This is a genomic window from Streptomyces sp. NPDC048636 (assembly GCF_040650655.1).
Classification (GTDB): Bacteria; Actinomycetota; Actinomycetes; order Streptomycetales; family Streptomycetaceae; genus Streptomyces.
Genome location: NZ_JBEZHR010000010.1, coordinates 98,217 through 111,939, shown reverse-complemented (window position 1 = coordinate 111,939; position 13,723 = coordinate 98,217). Strand labels below are relative to the sequence as shown.

The 13,723-nt window shown below is 72.8% G+C and carries 13 protein-coding genes; 7 read left to right on the top strand and 6 right to left on the bottom strand.

What is annotated here, in order from left to right:
• Positions 1-44: 44 nt before the first annotated feature.
• Entirely contained in the window at positions 45-902 is an 858-nt protein-coding gene (locus tag AB0C66_RS25485) for a 3-hydroxybutyryl-CoA dehydrogenase (RefSeq protein WP_362442957.1), read from the bottom strand.
• A gap of 341 nt (positions 903-1,243) precedes the next feature.
• Between AB0C66_RS25485 and AB0C66_RS25480 the strand changes: the two genes are divergently transcribed.
• A complete protein-coding gene (locus AB0C66_RS25480; RefSeq protein ID WP_362442954.1) occupies positions 1,244-2,476 on the top strand; it encodes a family 10 glycosylhydrolase in 1,233 nt (410 codons plus the stop codon).
• Positions 2,477-2,491: 15 nt separating this feature from the next.
• Here the strand turns inward: AB0C66_RS25480 and AB0C66_RS25475 are convergent, their stop codons facing one another.
• Complete coding sequence (locus AB0C66_RS25475; protein ID WP_362442951.1) at positions 2,492-2,695, bottom strand: DUF1918 domain-containing protein; 204 nt, start codon at positions 2,693-2,695, stop codon at positions 2,492-2,494.
• A 48-nt stretch (positions 2,696-2,743) separates the two neighbouring features.
• A complete protein-coding gene (locus AB0C66_RS25470; protein WP_362442948.1) occupies positions 2,744-3,802 on the bottom strand; it encodes a DMT family transporter in 1,059 nt (352 codons plus the stop codon).
• On the opposite strand from AB0C66_RS25470, the gene AB0C66_RS25465 reads away from it, so the two are divergent.
• From AB0C66_RS25465 to AB0C66_RS25450, 4 genes are all read left to right on the top strand, one after another.
• Positions 3,801-5,249, top strand: coding sequence for a PLP-dependent aminotransferase family protein (locus tag AB0C66_RS25465; RefSeq protein ID WP_362442945.1), 1,449 nt, complete (start codon positions 3,801-3,803; stop codon positions 5,247-5,249). The two genes, AB0C66_RS25470 and AB0C66_RS25465, sit on opposite strands and share 2 nt — an antisense overlap.
• Before the next feature lie 81 nt (positions 5,250-5,330).
• The gene (locus AB0C66_RS25460; RefSeq protein WP_362442942.1) at positions 5,331-5,777 is read left to right on the top strand and encodes a GNAT family N-acetyltransferase; all 447 of its coding nucleotides are present in this window, start codon (positions 5,331-5,333) and stop codon (positions 5,775-5,777) included.
• Positions 5,778-5,790: 13 nt separating this feature from the next.
• Positions 5,791-6,372 (top strand): histidine phosphatase family protein, encoded by a 582-nt coding sequence (locus AB0C66_RS25455; protein ID WP_362442939.1) that lies wholly within the window; start codon positions 5,791-5,793, stop codon positions 6,370-6,372.
• 166 nt (positions 6,373-6,538) lie between these two features.
• A complete protein-coding gene (locus AB0C66_RS25450) occupies positions 6,539-7,051 on the top strand; it encodes a hypothetical protein (protein ID WP_362442936.1) in 513 nt (170 codons plus the stop codon).
• Positions 7,052-7,122: 71 nt separating this feature from the next.
• Here the strand turns inward: AB0C66_RS25450 and AB0C66_RS25445 are convergent, their stop codons facing one another.
• Together AB0C66_RS25445 and AB0C66_RS25440 are read right to left on the bottom strand one after the other, a co-directional pair.
• Entirely contained in the window at positions 7,123-8,367 is a 1,245-nt protein-coding gene (locus tag AB0C66_RS25445) for a beta-ketoacyl-ACP synthase II (RefSeq protein WP_362442933.1), read from the bottom strand.
• A gap of 160 nt (positions 8,368-8,527) precedes the next feature.
• Positions 8,528-9,127, bottom strand: a complete 600-nt coding sequence (locus tag AB0C66_RS25440; RefSeq protein ID WP_362442930.1) for a short chain dehydrogenase — start codon at positions 9,125-9,127, stop codon at positions 8,528-8,530.
• A gap of 70 nt (positions 9,128-9,197) precedes the next feature.
• Here AB0C66_RS25440 and AB0C66_RS25435 point away from each other — a divergent pair, with 70 nt between their 5' ends.
• Together AB0C66_RS25435 and AB0C66_RS25430 are read left to right on the top strand one after the other, a co-directional pair.
• The gene (locus AB0C66_RS25435; RefSeq protein ID WP_362442927.1) at positions 9,198-10,094 is read left to right on the top strand and encodes a LysR family transcriptional regulator; all 897 of its coding nucleotides are present in this window, start codon (positions 9,198-9,200) and stop codon (positions 10,092-10,094) included.
• A gap of 40 nt (positions 10,095-10,134) precedes the next feature.
• Positions 10,135-12,354, top strand: coding sequence for an NADP-dependent isocitrate dehydrogenase (locus AB0C66_RS25430; protein ID WP_362442924.1), 2,220 nt, complete (start codon positions 10,135-10,137; stop codon positions 12,352-12,354).
• A 95-nt stretch (positions 12,355-12,449) separates the two neighbouring features.
• Here AB0C66_RS25430 and AB0C66_RS25425 read toward each other — a convergent pair whose 3' ends face one another.
• Entirely contained in the window at positions 12,450-13,670 is a 1,221-nt protein-coding gene (locus tag AB0C66_RS25425; protein WP_362442921.1) for an SUKH-4 family immunity protein, read from the bottom strand.
• Positions 13,671-13,723 lie beyond the last annotated feature (53 nt).

The window sequence follows — 13,723 nt, the reverse complement described above, 5'->3', positions numbered from 1 at the left end:
GTCACCGGGCGCGGACCGGCAGCGCGTGCGGACCGGCGGCCGGATCAGTACGCGTAGAAGCCGGAGCCGCTCTTACGGCCCAGGCGTCCCGCGTCCACCATGCGCAGCAGCAGCGGGGGAGCGGCGTACAGCGGCTCCTTGTACTCGGCGTACATCGAGTCGGCGATGGCCGCGATGGTGTCCAGACCGATCAGATCGGACAGCTTCAGCGGGCCCATGGGGTGGGCGCAGCCCATCTCCATACCGTTGTCGATGTCCTCCCGGCTGGCGATCCCGGACTCGAACATCCGGATCGCGGAAAGCAGGTACGGGATGAGCAGTGCGTTGACCACGAAGCCGGAGCGGTCCTGGGCCCGGATGGCGTGCTTGCCGAGGCCGTCGTGGACCAGCGCCTCGGCGCGCTTGATGGTCTCGTCGCTGGTGGTCAGCGCGGGGATCAGCTCGACCAGCGCCTGGACCGGGGCCGGGTTGAAGAAGTGGATGCCGATGACATGGTCCGGCCGCGAGGTGGCGACGGCCAGCTTGACCAGCGGAATGGACGAGGTGTTGGAGGCCAGGATCGCGTCCGGGCGGGTCACCACCTGGTCGAGCACCTGGAAGATCTCGGTCTTGACCTGCTCGTTCTCCACGACGGCCTCGATGACCAGATCGCGGTCGGCGAACTCCCCCAGATCGGTGGTGAAGCTCAGCCGGTCCAGCGTCGCGTCCCGCTCCTCCTCGGTGATCTTGCCGCGTTCGGCGGCCTTGCCGAGGGAGTTGGTCAGGCGGGTCCGCCCTATCTCCAGGGCTTCGCCGGTGGTCTCCGCGACCATGACGTCCAGGCCGGAACGGGCGCACACCTCCGCGATGCCCGCGCCCATCTGGCCGCAGCCCACCACTCCGACGCGTTCGATGTCGGTCACATCGTGCCTTTCGCTGATCACTGATCTGTCTGCCGGGCTGTGTCGTCCCCCTGTGGCCCCAGACGTTACCTCCCGGTTATGGGCGGGGGGCCGGGCGGGGGCCGGATCCATCCGGCGTCGTCCGCTCCCTGTCACCCCCGCGTCACCACCCGTTTCCGCGTGGACGCGCGCGCCCGGACGCCCGCGCGGGAAGAGTTGATGTCACCGGGTTCGGCGGCCGGCGGAGCCGACCGTCGCGGGAACCGCGGCAGGCATTGCCGGACGCCCACAACAGCCCCATCATCAGCGGGAGTCAGGGACGGCAGCGGGAGTCGGCGGCGAGCGGCGAACGAGGAGTCGGCATGGGGCAGATCACGCGCAGAAGTCTCACGGTGGCGGCGGCCGGGGCGCTGGCGGGCGCCACCACGGCGGGTGAGGCGATGGCGGCCGGGCGGCGGCCGCGGCCGCGTCGCCAGTTCCGCGGGATGTGGCTGGCCACCGTCGCCAACCGGGACTGGCCCTCCCGGCCCGGTCTCCCCGCCGAGCAGCAGCGGGCCGGACTGCTCGCCTTCCTCGACACCGCCGTACGCCGCCGGCTCAACGCGGTGATCTTCCAGGTGCGGCCGACCGCCGACGCGCTGTGGCCCTCGCCGTACGAGCCGTGGGCGGAGTACCTGACCGGCGCCCAGGGCCGGGACCCGGGCTGGGACCCGCTGGGCACCGCCGTGCGCGAGGCGCACCGGCGCGGTCTGGAACTGCACGCCTGGTTCAACCCGTACCGCGTGGCCAACCACACCGACCCCGGAAGGCTGGTCCCCACCCACCCCGCCCGCCGCCACCCCGAGTGGGTCGTGACCTACGGCGGAAAGCTCTACTACAACCCCGGGCTGCCCGAGGTCCGCCGCTTCGTCCAGGACGCGATGCTGGACGCCGTCGCCCGCTACGACATCGACGCCGTCCACTGGGACGACTACTTCTACCCCTATCCGGTCGCGGGCCAGGTCTTCGACGACGACGCCGCCTACGCCCGCTACGGCGGGGGTTTCCCGGACCGGGCCGCCTGGCGCCGGGACAACATCGACCGGCTGGTGCACGAGACGGCCGTACGGATCAAGCGGCTCAAACGGGGGGTGCGGTTCGGCATCAGCCCGTTCGCCGTCTGGCGCAACGCCGCCACCGATCCGCGCGGCTCACAGACCACCGCCGGGGTCCAGACCTACGACGACCTCTACGCGGACACCCGCGGCTGGGTGCGGCGCGGCTGGCTGGACTACATCGTTCCGCAGGTCTACTGGAACATCGGTTTCGCCGCCGCCGACTACGCCAAGCTGGTGCCCTGGTGGGCGGAGGCGGTGCGCGGCACCGGGGTGCGGCTGTACATCGGCGAGGCGCTGTACAAGGCGGGCGATCCGGCGCAGCCCGCCCCCTGGCAGGACCCGGCGGAGCTCTCCCGCCATCTCACCTTCGACCGGGACTTCCCACAGGTCCGCGGCAATGTCTTCTTCTCGGCGAAGGAAGTGGCCGCCGACCGCAACGGCGCCATGGCGCGCGTGGTCGCCGACCACTACGGGTGCCGGGTGCGTCCGCCCCGCTGAGCCGGATCCGCGGCGCTAGCGCCGCGGGCCGGTGGCCAGGTGGCGGACGACCGCGTCAGGGCCCGGGGAGAACAGGCACTCGTGGCCGTCGTCCTCGTAGCGGACGCGGTAGGGCGGTGCGCCGTGGTCCCCGAGCACTTCGATGATTTCCGCGGTCCGGTCGTGAATGCCGACAACCCTGCCGTGCACCAGCAGTTTGTCGCCTACGGTCGCCTCCATCTGCATGACCTCCTACGGCTGTCCTTCAGGACAATCCCTGTGGCCAGTTTATGGCCGCTCCTCCGGGTTTGCGCCTGCCCGGATGGCATTCCGTCGCGTCGTCTGCGTCGTCTGCGTCGTCTGCGTCGTCTGCGTCGTCTCCGCCGTATCCCGCGTCCGCGGCATCCGGGCCCGCTGGGTCACCCCGATACACACCAGGACCGCGACCGCGGCGGCCGGGGCGGCGGGGGAGAGGTCCTCGTGCAGCAGCAGCACCGACCACACCAGGGTCAGCAGCGGCTGGGCCAGCTGGAGCTGGCTGGCCCGCGCCACCCCGATCGCGGCCATCCCGCGGTACCAGAGCAGCAGCCCAAGGAACTGCGAGCCCACCGCCAGCCACAGCAGTCCGGCGACCGCGTGGACGCCGAGGTGGACCGGTTCGTACCGCAGCGACAGCGCCGCGCCCACCGCGGCGAGCGGCAGACACCCCACCAGCGCCCAGCCGATCACCTGCCAGCCGGGCAGCTGGGCGGCCAGCCGCCCGCCCTCGGTGTAGCCCGCCGCGCACACCAGCAGCGCGACGAACAGATAGAGATCGCCGGTGGTCGGGGTGCCACCGCTCTGCTGCACCGCGAAGGCGATCACCACCGCGGCCCCGGCCAGTGCCGCCGCCCAGAACACCGGGGACGGCCGCAGTCCGGTGCGTACGGCGGAGAAGGCGGCGGTGGTCAGCGGCAGCAGACCGACGACCACCGCCGCATGCGAGGTGGTGGAGGTCTGGAGGGCGAGCGTGGTCAGCAGCGGAAAGCCCACGACCACCCCGGCGGCCACTACCAGCAGCCCGGCCCAGTGGCGGCGGTGCGGTGGCGGAACCCGCAGCGCGGCCAGCGCCCCGCCCGCGACCAGCGCGGCGAGCACCATCCGGCAGGTGGTCACCGACCAGGGGCCGAAGCCCTCGAGCCCCCAGGCGGTGGCGGGGAAGGTGAGGGAGAAGGCGACCACGCCCAGCCCGGCGAGCAGGGTGCCGGTCCTGGGGCCCTCGGCGTGTGCCGCGTCGCCCGGCCGGGGCCCTTCGCCCCCGGGCACCGCTATCGTGCGGGGGGCGGTAGCGCTATCCTGTGCTGTCATGCATGAGCGTAGCAGTGTGACCGAGCTGGCCGAAACGCTGCGGAAAGAGCTGAATCGCTACTCACCAGGTGAGAAGCTGGCCTCCAGTCGTGCCCTGGTGGAGCGCCATCGGGTGAGCCCGGTGACCGTCTCCCGCGCCCTCGCCGCGCTCGCCGCCGAGGGGCTGGTGGTCACCCGCCCCGGCGCCGGAGCCTTCCGCGCCGCCCCTTCCCGCCCCGGGACCCCACGGCCGGGCGACACCTCCTGGCAGGAGGTCGCCCTGAGCGTGGAGACGGCGGGCGAGGCCGTACCGCGCTCGGTCGACGCCTCGGGCGTACTGGCCACGCTCACCGCCCCGCCGCCCGGCATCCTGGAGCTCAACGGCGGCTATCTCCACCCCTCCCTCCAGCCCGAACGCGCCCTGGCCGCGGCCCTCGCCAGGGCCGGAAGGCGGCCCGGCGCCTGGGGCCGCCCGCCCATGGAAGGGCTCACCGAGCTACGCGAGTGGTTCGCCCGGGAGATCGGCGGCCCCGCCGGAACCCTCGCCGCCGCCGATGTACTGGTCACCGCGGGCGGTCAGGCCGCGCTCACCTGCGCCCTGCGCGCCCTCGCCCCGCCCGGCGCCCCCGTACTCGTCGAATCCCCCACCTATCCCGGCATGCTGGCCGCCGCCCGCGCCTCCGGACTGCGCCCGGTCCCCGTCCCGGTGGACACCGACGGGGTGCGCACCGATCTGCTCGCCGAGGCGCTGCGCGCCAGCGGCGCCCGTGTCTTCGTCTGCCAGCCGCTCTTCCAGAACCCGACCGGAGCCCGTCTGGCGGCCGGACGGCGGGCCGAGGTGCTGCGGATCGCCCGTGCGGCGGGCGCCTTCGTCATCGAGGACGACTTCGCCCGCCGTCTGGTCCACGAGGACGCGCCGCCGCTGCCCGCCCCGCTCGCCGCGGACGACCCCGACGGGGTGGTGGTCCACGTCTGCTCGCTCACCAAGGCCACCTCGCCCAGCCTGCGGGTCGGTGCGCTCGCCGCCCGCGGCCCCGTCTTCGAGCGGCTGCGCGCGATCCAGGTCGTCGACAGCTTCTTCGTCCCCCGCCCGTTGCAGGAAGCCGCCCTGGAACTGGTCGGCGCCCCCGCCTGGCCCCGCCATCTGCGCACCGTGGCCGCCGAGTTGCGCGCCCGGCGCCAGGCGATGGTCACCGCCCTCGGGCAGGAGTTGCCCGCTCTCGCCCTGCCCCATGTGCCGCCCGGCGGCTACCACCTGTGGCTACGGCTGCCCCGGCGCACCGACGAGGCCGCGCTGGCCTCCGCCGCGCTGCGCGCCGGGGTCGCCGTCGCCCACGGCCGCCCGTACTTCTGCGCCGAGCCGCCCGCCCCGCACGTACGGCTCAGCTTCGCCTCGGCGGCAGGCGCCGGTGAGCTCGCCGAGGGGGTCCGGCGACTGCGCACCGCCTGTGCCGAGGTGCTGGGCTGAGCGGACCTTAGCCGGGACGCCCCCGGTCTCGGCGGCAAATCGGGTCGCCGCGCGGACCGCGCTGCTGATAGGAACACCCCCATGAACGACGGCTTCGAGATATCCACCGACCCGGCGCGGCTCGATCCGGCCCGGATCCACCACTGGCTCTCCACCGACGCCTACTGGGCCCTCGGCCGCACCAGGGAGAAGCAGGACAAGGCGATCGCGGGTTCGCTCAACTTCGGCGTGTACGACACCGCGTCCGGCGCCCAGGTCGGGTACGCCCGCGTCGTCACCGACTACGCCACCTTCTCCTGGCTGTGCGATGTCTACATCGACCGCTCCGCCCGCGGCGAGGGGCTGGGCACGGCTCTGGTCACGGCCGTCCGCGACCATCTCGCGCCGTACGGGCTGCGCCGCATCCTGCTGGCCACCGACGACGCCCACGGCGTCTACGCGAAGCTGGGCTTCGTACCGCTGGAGGACCCGGCCAACTGGATGCATCTGCTCTTCTCCCGGCAGCCGTCCGCCAGCGACGGAGGGTGAATACGATGCCGGGATGACGTTCCGGCTCACGCTGATCGCCGCCGCCCGCAGCTCCTCCCGGCTCGGCGAACGGTTCGACGACGAACGGCCCCTGGACGTCGAGGGCCGTATCGCCGTGGAGCGGGCCGCGCCCGCGCTGATCCCGCTGGCCGCGGCGGAGCTGCGCTACTGCTCGCCCTCGCCGCGCAGCCGGGAGACCGGCGACGCCCTCGGCTTCACCCCGCTCGCCCAACTCGCCCTGCGCGACTGTGACATGGGCCGCTGGCGGGGCCGTACCCTCGCGGATGTGATGGCGCGCGAACCGGCCACGGTGGACGCCTGGCTCGCCGATCCGCGCTCCGCCCCGCACGGCGGGGAATCGCTGCTGGACTTCATCACCCGCGTCGGCGGCTGGCTGGACACCCGCCCGGTCGAGGAGCACGCCAAGATGGTCGCGGTCGCCGATCCCGGGGTGATACGCGCGGCCATGATGTACGCCCTCAAGGCGCCCCCGCACTGCTACTGGAACGTCGACGTCCAGCCGCTGGCCACTCTCACCCTCACCGGTCTGCCGGGCCGCTGGCGACTGCGGATGGACGGGGACGCGCTGCGCTGACACGCTCCGCCGACCGGGCCGCTCCACCCCGTCCGGGGGCGCCCGTTCACCTGGATGATCTTGTCAGGTCGCGGGGGCGCCCGGGCCCGGCGAGGCTGACGGCGGAGCCGTGTCCGTGGTGTGACACCGGGTCAGACCGGACGGCTCCACGGATCCCGGGAGTCGTATGATGCGCCGCTTCGCCCCTCTCGCCCTCAGCGCCGCCGCTCTGGCCACCACCCTCGTCTGGGCCTCTCCGGCGGCGGCCGGTTCGCCGGTCCCCAACGGTGGCCACTCGGGGGACGGCGGCCGGACCGAAGTCCTCCAGCTGGTCGCGCGGCAGACCCAGACCGCCTTCATCGACCACGGTGACCCCGGCCCCAGCCAGGGGGACGAACTCGTGCTGGCCGGAGACCTCCTCCGGGGCTCCACCGTGGTCGGGCAGTTCGGCGAGGTCTGCACCCTGACCCGGGTCGGCCCGGCGCCCGACTCCTTCGACCAGCAGTGCGTGGGCACCCTCACCCTCCCCGGCGGGGACATCACCCTCCAGGGACTGATCTCGGTCACCGCCGCCGGACCCGGTCAGGTCACCGTCGCGATCACCGGAGGCACCGAGCGCTATCGCACGGCCCACGGCGTCATCAGCGCAGTCAACACCAGCGACACCGAGACCCAGCTCGTGCTGCGCATCATCCTCTGACCGCACGGCGGAGCAGGACCGGCCGGTCCGGACGGCGGCGGTGCGCCACCGGCCGGACCGGCCGTCCCGTCTCAGGGCGCGGGGGTGAAGACCAGCGAGGCGTTGTGGCCGCCGAACCCGAAGGAGTTCGCCAGCGCCGCCGTCAGCGCGCCCCGCCGCGGCCCGCCCGCCACCACATCGAGCTTCACCTCCGGGTCCAGGGTGTCCAGATTGCTGGTCGGCGGGATGACACCGTCGCGTACCGCGAGGATCGCCGCCAGCGCGCCCACCGCCCCCGCCGCGCCGAAGAGATGGCCGGTCATCGACTTGGTCGCGGTGACGGCCGGATGCGCCCCGACGGCCTCGGTGATGGACCGGGCCTCGACCAGATCGCCCTTGGGGGTCGAGGTGGCGTGGGCGTGGACGTGCCCGACCGCCAGCGGGGGCAGCCCCGCCGACGCCAGCGCCCTCCGCATCGCACGCACCTGGCCCTCGGGATGGCTCGCGGTGATGTGGTACGCGTCCGAGGTCACCGCGGCGCCCGCGAGCGCCGCATGGGCCCGGGCCGTCCGCGCCGCGGCGAACCCGGCGCGCTCCAGCACCACCACCGCCGCGCCCTCCCCGATGACAAAGCCATCGCGGTCCACGTCGAACGGGCGGGAGGCCAGGGCGGGTTCGTCATTGCGGGTCGAATGGGCCTTGGCCTGGGCGAACCCCGCCATCGGCAGGGCGCAGACGCAGGCTTCGGTACCGCCCGCCACCACCACGTCGGCCCGGCCCAGCCGGATCAGATCCAGGCCCATCGCGAGGGCCTCGGCCCCCGACGCGCACGCGCTGACCGGGGTGTGGGCGCCACCGCGCGCTCCGAGTTCGATGCTGACCCAGGCCGCGGGCCCGTTCGCCATCAGCATCGGCACGGTGTGCGGTGACACCCGCCGCACCCCCGACCGCTCGAGGACGTCGTCCTGACCCAGCATGGTCAGCGCCCCACCGGTGCCGGTCCCGATCACCACGGCCAGCCGCTCCGGGTCGACCGCGGGCGTTCCCGCGTCAGCCCATGCCTCCCGCGCGGCGATCAGCGCGATCTGCTCACAGCGGTCCAGCCGCCGCGCCTGGACCCGGTCCATCACCTCGGTGGGCTCGACCGCGAGACGGCCCGCGATCCGCACCGGCAGCCCGGCCGCCCACTCCTCCTCGATACGGCCGATCCCGGACCGCCCGGCCAGCATCGCGTCCCAGGTCGAGGCCGCGTCCCCGCCCAGCGGTGTGGTCGCCCCGAGCCCGGTGACCAGCACCGGTTCGGCCATCGGGTCGGTGTGGGTGTGCGCTGTGGACATTCAACAACCCCCTTTGTCGCAGTGATACAACCCCTCCCCTCGGTCAAGACTCGGTCGAGAGAGGAGGGGTTGCCCTTCACATGCCAATCTGCCAGGGGAGTTGAGCGTGATCACATGCCGTCCGGCAATGAGTGTGATGCCGGAGATTTGTAGGGATACCTCAAGAGAGGCTGTAGATCTGTCCAGTCTGAGCCCCCTCCACGGACCGGACGTACGCCTGGGCGACCCGGGCCAGATCGACCGGCTCCATCCCCGGGAAGAAGTCCCCGTAGTCCGCCAGGCTCTCGGTGAAGACCGTCGGGCTCACCGCGTTGATCCGCTGCGGGGCGATCTCGATGGCCGCCGCCCGGACGAACGCCTCCACCGCGCCGTTCGCCATGGACGCCGCGGCGCCGGTGGGGATCGGCTCCCGCGCCAGCACCCCGGTGATCAGGGTGAAGGAGCCGCGTCCGGCGATCCGCGGCACACCCTGCCGCACCAGTTCGAGCTGGCTCAGCACCTTCCCCCGGAACGCCGACAGATAGTCCTCCGGCGCCAGCTCCGTCACCGGCTTGTACGGTACGTCGCCCGCCGCGCTGACCACCGCGTCCAGCCGTCCGGCCCGCTCGTACAGCTCGGTGATCCGCTCCGGGTCGGTGATGTCGTACCGCAGCTCGCCACTGCGGCGTCCGGCGGTGAGTACCTCATGGCCGCGCCCGGCCAGCGTTTTGGTGACGGCCGCGCCGAGCTTCCCGGCCGCCCCGATGACAAGAATCCTCATGGCGATGACGCTAGATCCACTCCCCGCTGTCAGGGAAATGCCGTCTGCGCTGCACTTATGCTGTGGGGTTATGAATGTGGAGCTGCGCCATCTGCGGGCCCTGGCGGCGATCGGCGACGAGGGAACCATCACCGGTGCCGCCGCCGCCCTGCACATCAGCCAGCCCGCGCTGTCCCGCACCCTGGACCAGCTGGAGAGCCGGACCGGCACCCGGCTGGTCGAGCGCACCACCCGGCGGCTGGCCCTCACCGAGCCGGGGCGGCGGCTGTGGGAGCACGCCCACCGCATCCTCAACCAGCTCGACCAGGCGCTGGCGGAGGCCACCGCCGGGCCCCGCCCGCTGCGGATCGGCTTCGCCTGGGCCGCCCTCGGCCGTCACACCGTGCCCCTGCTGCGCGGCTGGCGGGAGGAGCACCCCGGCGTCCCGGTCCGGGTGCACCGCCGCGACGACCCCGAGGCCGCGCTGCGCCGCGGCGAACTGGACGCCGCCTTCCTGCGCACCCCGCCGCCGGGGGACCCCGGGCTGACCGCCCTCGCCCTCTACACCGAGCGCCGGTTCGCCGCCGTGCCCGAGGGCGGGCCGCTCGCCCGCCGCTCCGCGCTGCGGCTCGCCGATCTCGCCGGTGAACAGGTCGTTCTCTGTGCCACCGCGGCCACCTCCGGCTCCGGGCTCTGGCCGGAGGGCGGCCGTCCGCACACCTTCGAAGTGGCCAACGTGGACGAATGGCTCACCGTGATCGCCACCGGAGAGGCCGTCGGCGTCACCGCCGAAGGCACCGAGCACAGCCATCCGCACCCCGGGGTCCGCTATCTCCCGCTGCTGGACGCGGACCCCGTGACCGTCCACCTCGTCACCCCGCACACCCCCACCCATCCCGCCGCCCGGGCCTTCCGCGCCCATGCGCGGCGTCATACGGCCGATTCCCGAGGGCCCTTTCGAGAGGGGCCCGAACACGAGATATCTTGATGTCGAGCAATGTTGCAGACGTGGAGGAGCGGAGCACCCGGTGACTGACTCGACGATCATCTACACGCACACCGACGAGGCCCCGGCCCTCGCGACGTATTCCTTCCTGCCCGTGATCGAGGCGTACGCCTCGACCGCCGGGGTCACCGTGGAGCGCCGGGACATCTCCCTGGCCGGGCGGATCATCGCTCAGTTCCCCGAGCGTCTCGAGGAGGGCCAGCGGATCCCCGACGCCCTCGCCGAGCTGGGCGAGCTCGCCAAGACCCCCGAGGCGAACATCATCAAGCTGCCGAACATCTCGGCGTCGATCCCGCAGCTGAAGGCGGCGGTCACCGAGCTCCAGCAGCAGGGCTACGCACTGCCGGACTACCCGGACGACCCGAAGACCGACGAGGAGCGCGACATCCGCGCCCGCTACGACAAGGTCAAGGGCAGCGCCGTCAACCCGGTGCTGCGCGAGGGCAACTCCGACCGCCGCGCCCCCGCCTCGGTCAAGAACTACGCCAAGGCGCACCCGCACCGCATGGGCGCCTGGACGGCCGACTCCAGGACCAATGTCGTCCACATGGACGGCGACGACTTCCGCTCCACCGAGAAGTCCGCCGTCATCGCCGAGGACGGCTCGCTGCGCATCGAGCTGACCGGTGACGACGGCTCCACCACCGTGCTGCGCGAGTCCGTACCGGTACTCGCCGGTGAGGTCGTGGACGCGTCCGTGATGCGGGTGGCCGTGCTGCGGGAGTTCCTCGCCGCGCAGGTGGCCCGCGCCAAGGCCGAGGGCGTGCTGTTCTCGCTGCACCTCAAGGCCACGATGATGAAGGTCTCCGACCCGATCGTCTTCGGCCACGCGGTGCGCGCGTTCTTCCCGAAGACCTTCGCCGCCCACGGGGAGACGCTGGCCGCGGCCGGTCTGACCCCCAACGACGGCCTCGGCGGCATCCTCAAAGGTCTGGACTCCCTCCCCGAGGGCCCGGCGATCAAGGCGTCCTTCGACGCCGAGCTGGCCGAGGGGCCGGAGCTGGCCATGGTCGACTCCGACCGCGGCATCACCAACCTGCATGTCCCGAGCGATGTCATCGTGGACGCCTCCATGCCCGCGATGATCCGCACCTCCGGCCATATGTGGGGCCCGGACGGCGAGGAGGCCGACACCCTCGCGGTCATCCCGGACAGCAGCTACGCCGGGATCTACCAGGTCGTCATCGACGACTGCCGCGCCAACGGCGCCTTCGACCCGGCCACCATGGGCTCGGTGCCCAACGTCGGTCTGATGGCGCAGAAGGCCGAGGAGTACGGCAGCCACGACAAGACCTTCGAGATTCCCACCACCGGCACCGTGCGCGTCCTGGACGGTTCCGGGAACGTGGTGCTGGAGCAGGTCGTCGGCGCCGGTGACATCTTCCGGATGTGCCAGACCAAGGACGTGCCGATCCGCGACTGGGTCAAGCTGGCCGTCACCCGCGCCCGCGCCACCGGCGACCCGGCCGTGTTCTGGCTCGACGAGGGCCGCGCCCACGACGCCAACCTCATCGAGAAGGTCAAGGCGTATCTGCCGGAGCACGACACCGAGGGCCTCGAGATCAAGATCCTCGCGCCGGTCGAGGCGATCGCGTACTCCCTCGAGCGCATCCGCCGTGGTGAGGACACGATCTCGGTCACCGGCAACGTCCTGCGCGACTACCTGACCGACCTGTTCCCGATCCTCGAGCTCGGCACCAGCGCCAAGATGCTCTCCGTGGTGCCGCTGATCAACGGCGGCGGGCTGTTCGAGACGGGCGCGGGCGGCTCGGCCCCCAAGCACGTCCAGCAGCTGGTCAAGGAGAACTACCTGCGCTGGGACAGCCTGGGCGAGTTCCTGGCCCTCGCGGTCAGCTTCGAGCACCTCGCCCAGAAGACGGGCAACGCACGCGCCCAGGTGCTCGCCGACACCCTGGACCGGGCCACCGGCTCGTTCCTGAACGAGAACAAGTCGCCGAGCCGTCGCGTCGGCGGGATCGACAACCGCGGCAGCCACTTCTACCTGGCCCTGTACTGGGCCCAGGAGCTGGCCAAGCAGACCGACGACGCCGAGCTCGCGGGCGCGTTCGCGGCCCTCGCCAAGACGCTCACCGAGCAGGAGCAGACCATCGTCGACGAGCTGATCGCCGTACAGGGCTCGCCCGCCGAGATCGGTGGCTACTACCAGCCCGACGCGGCGAAGGCGTCGGCGGTCATGCGCCCGTCGGCCACTCTCAACCAGGCCCTCGCGACCCTCGGCTGACGCCGACGCGAGCGCTCCGGCGCCGTGACCCGCACCGCCCCGACCGGCATCCGCCCGGCCGGGGCGGTGGTGTCCCGACTGGCGTCCCGCCAGGTTCAGTTGGACAGCAGCCCGCCGGTGTACGGATCCTCGGCGAGCATCCGCCACGAGTGGGCGGGGGTCCGGAACGCCTCCGGGGCCACTGCCTCCACCATCGCGTCCACCCGGCTGCTCAGCAGGGGCAACGGGTCGAACACCCGGCAGGTGTCCGCGGCGGCGCCGTCCCAGCGGTGCCACTCCGTCCGCAGCCGCTCGTAGATCCACACGGCGTACAGCAGTGCCGACAGGTCCCGGTTCAGATAGGCGGCGGGTTCACCCTCCCCGTACCAGTCCGGCAGCTCCAGCCGCCCGGTGGCACCGTCGAGGGCGACCGTGAGGTCGTGCGGCCACCAACCGAGCGCGAGGAAGTCGCGCTGGTGGGCCCGGCCCGTGGCCGCACCGGAACCGTCCGGCTCCGTCCCCGCGAAGGAGTCGGGGTGGGCCTCGGTCATGGTGCGCAGCGGCTCGTCGCCGACGCCGAACAGCTCACCGCCGAGCGGCAGTCCGACCTCGGTGAGCAGCCGTCGGGTCGGCTCGTGGGTGAGCTGCTCCGGCAGCTCCTCCGGGCGGTAGTGGCGCACCCGGCCCTCGCCGTCCAGCTGGGCGAGATCCCGCACCAGGTCCGGTCCGAAGGCGTACGCCAGACCGTCCACCGGACCGGGCCGGGCGCCCCAGGCCAGGGAGCGCACCAGCAGACAGGTGCGCCAGTGCGCGGGAGCGGCCTCGGCGCCGAACAACGCCGGACCGGCGGCGCGCAGCCGCCCCGCGGCCGCCTCGATCACCTCGGCCATGACCCGCGGTCCGCGCTGCCCGTCGTATGCGTCGCTGTCCCGCGCGCCCTCCGTCACCCACTCACAGGTGTCGATCAGTGCCGCGAGGGCGGGCAGCGAGGTGGCGAGGGGATCGTGGACCGGCTCCGTCTCCGCCGACGCGTGGCGCGCGGCCCCGGCCCACTCACCCAGCAGCACCGCGCCGGTGGCGCCGTCGAGCACCACCCGGCTGCCGCAGTAGTCGGTTGTGCCGAGTGCCAACAGCCGCCCCTCGCCGACCAGTTGCCCACCACGGGTGGTGAAGGGCTCCAGCGTGCCACCGCGCAGGGCGGTGAAGTCGAGATCGGCGGCGGCCTCCGGCAGCCCGCACTGGACCAGGAACTCACGGCTCGGCCCGTGGGTAAGCCCGTCCGGCAGCGCGTCGGCGGCCAGTCGGCACCCGTGAAGTGCCGTCGTTCCGGTGTCCATGCCCGCCTCCCCGGGATCAGCGAGGTGCCAGTATGACGTCATGCCGAACGCGC

Coding starts and splice junctions, on each gene's coding strand:
- AB0C66_RS25445 (WP_362442933.1), bottom strand. CDS start 8,367: ATGTCCACAGCGCACACCCACACCGACCCGATGGCCGAACCGGTGCTG.
- AB0C66_RS25455 (WP_362442939.1), top strand. CDS start 5,791: ATGACGTTCCGGCTCACGCTGATCGCCGCCGCCCGCAGCTCCTCCCGG.
- AB0C66_RS25440 (WP_362442930.1), bottom strand. CDS start 9,127: ATGAGGATTCTTGTCATCGGGGCGGCCGGGAAGCTCGGCGCGGCCGTC.
- AB0C66_RS25465 (WP_362442945.1), top strand. CDS start 3,801: ATGCATGAGCGTAGCAGTGTGACCGAGCTGGCCGAAACGCTGCGGAAA.
- AB0C66_RS25475 (WP_362442951.1), bottom strand. CDS start 2,695: ATGGAGGCGACCGTAGGCGACAAACTGCTGGTGCACGGCAGGGTTGTC.
- AB0C66_RS25435 (WP_362442927.1), top strand. CDS start 9,198: ATGAATGTGGAGCTGCGCCATCTGCGGGCCCTGGCGGCGATCGGCGAC.
- AB0C66_RS25425 (WP_362442921.1), bottom strand. CDS start 13,670: ATGGACACCGGAACGACGGCACTTCACGGGTGCCGACTGGCCGCCGAC.
- AB0C66_RS25460 (WP_362442942.1), top strand. CDS start 5,331: ATGAACGACGGCTTCGAGATATCCACCGACCCGGCGCGGCTCGATCCG.
- AB0C66_RS25470 (WP_362442948.1), bottom strand. CDS start 3,802: ATGACAGCACAGGATAGCGCTACCGCCCCCCGCACGATAGCGGTGCCC.
- AB0C66_RS25480 (WP_362442954.1), top strand. CDS start 1,244: ATGGGGCAGATCACGCGCAGAAGTCTCACGGTGGCGGCGGCCGGGGCG.
- AB0C66_RS25450 (WP_362442936.1), top strand. CDS start 6,539: ATGATGCGCCGCTTCGCCCCTCTCGCCCTCAGCGCCGCCGCTCTGGCC.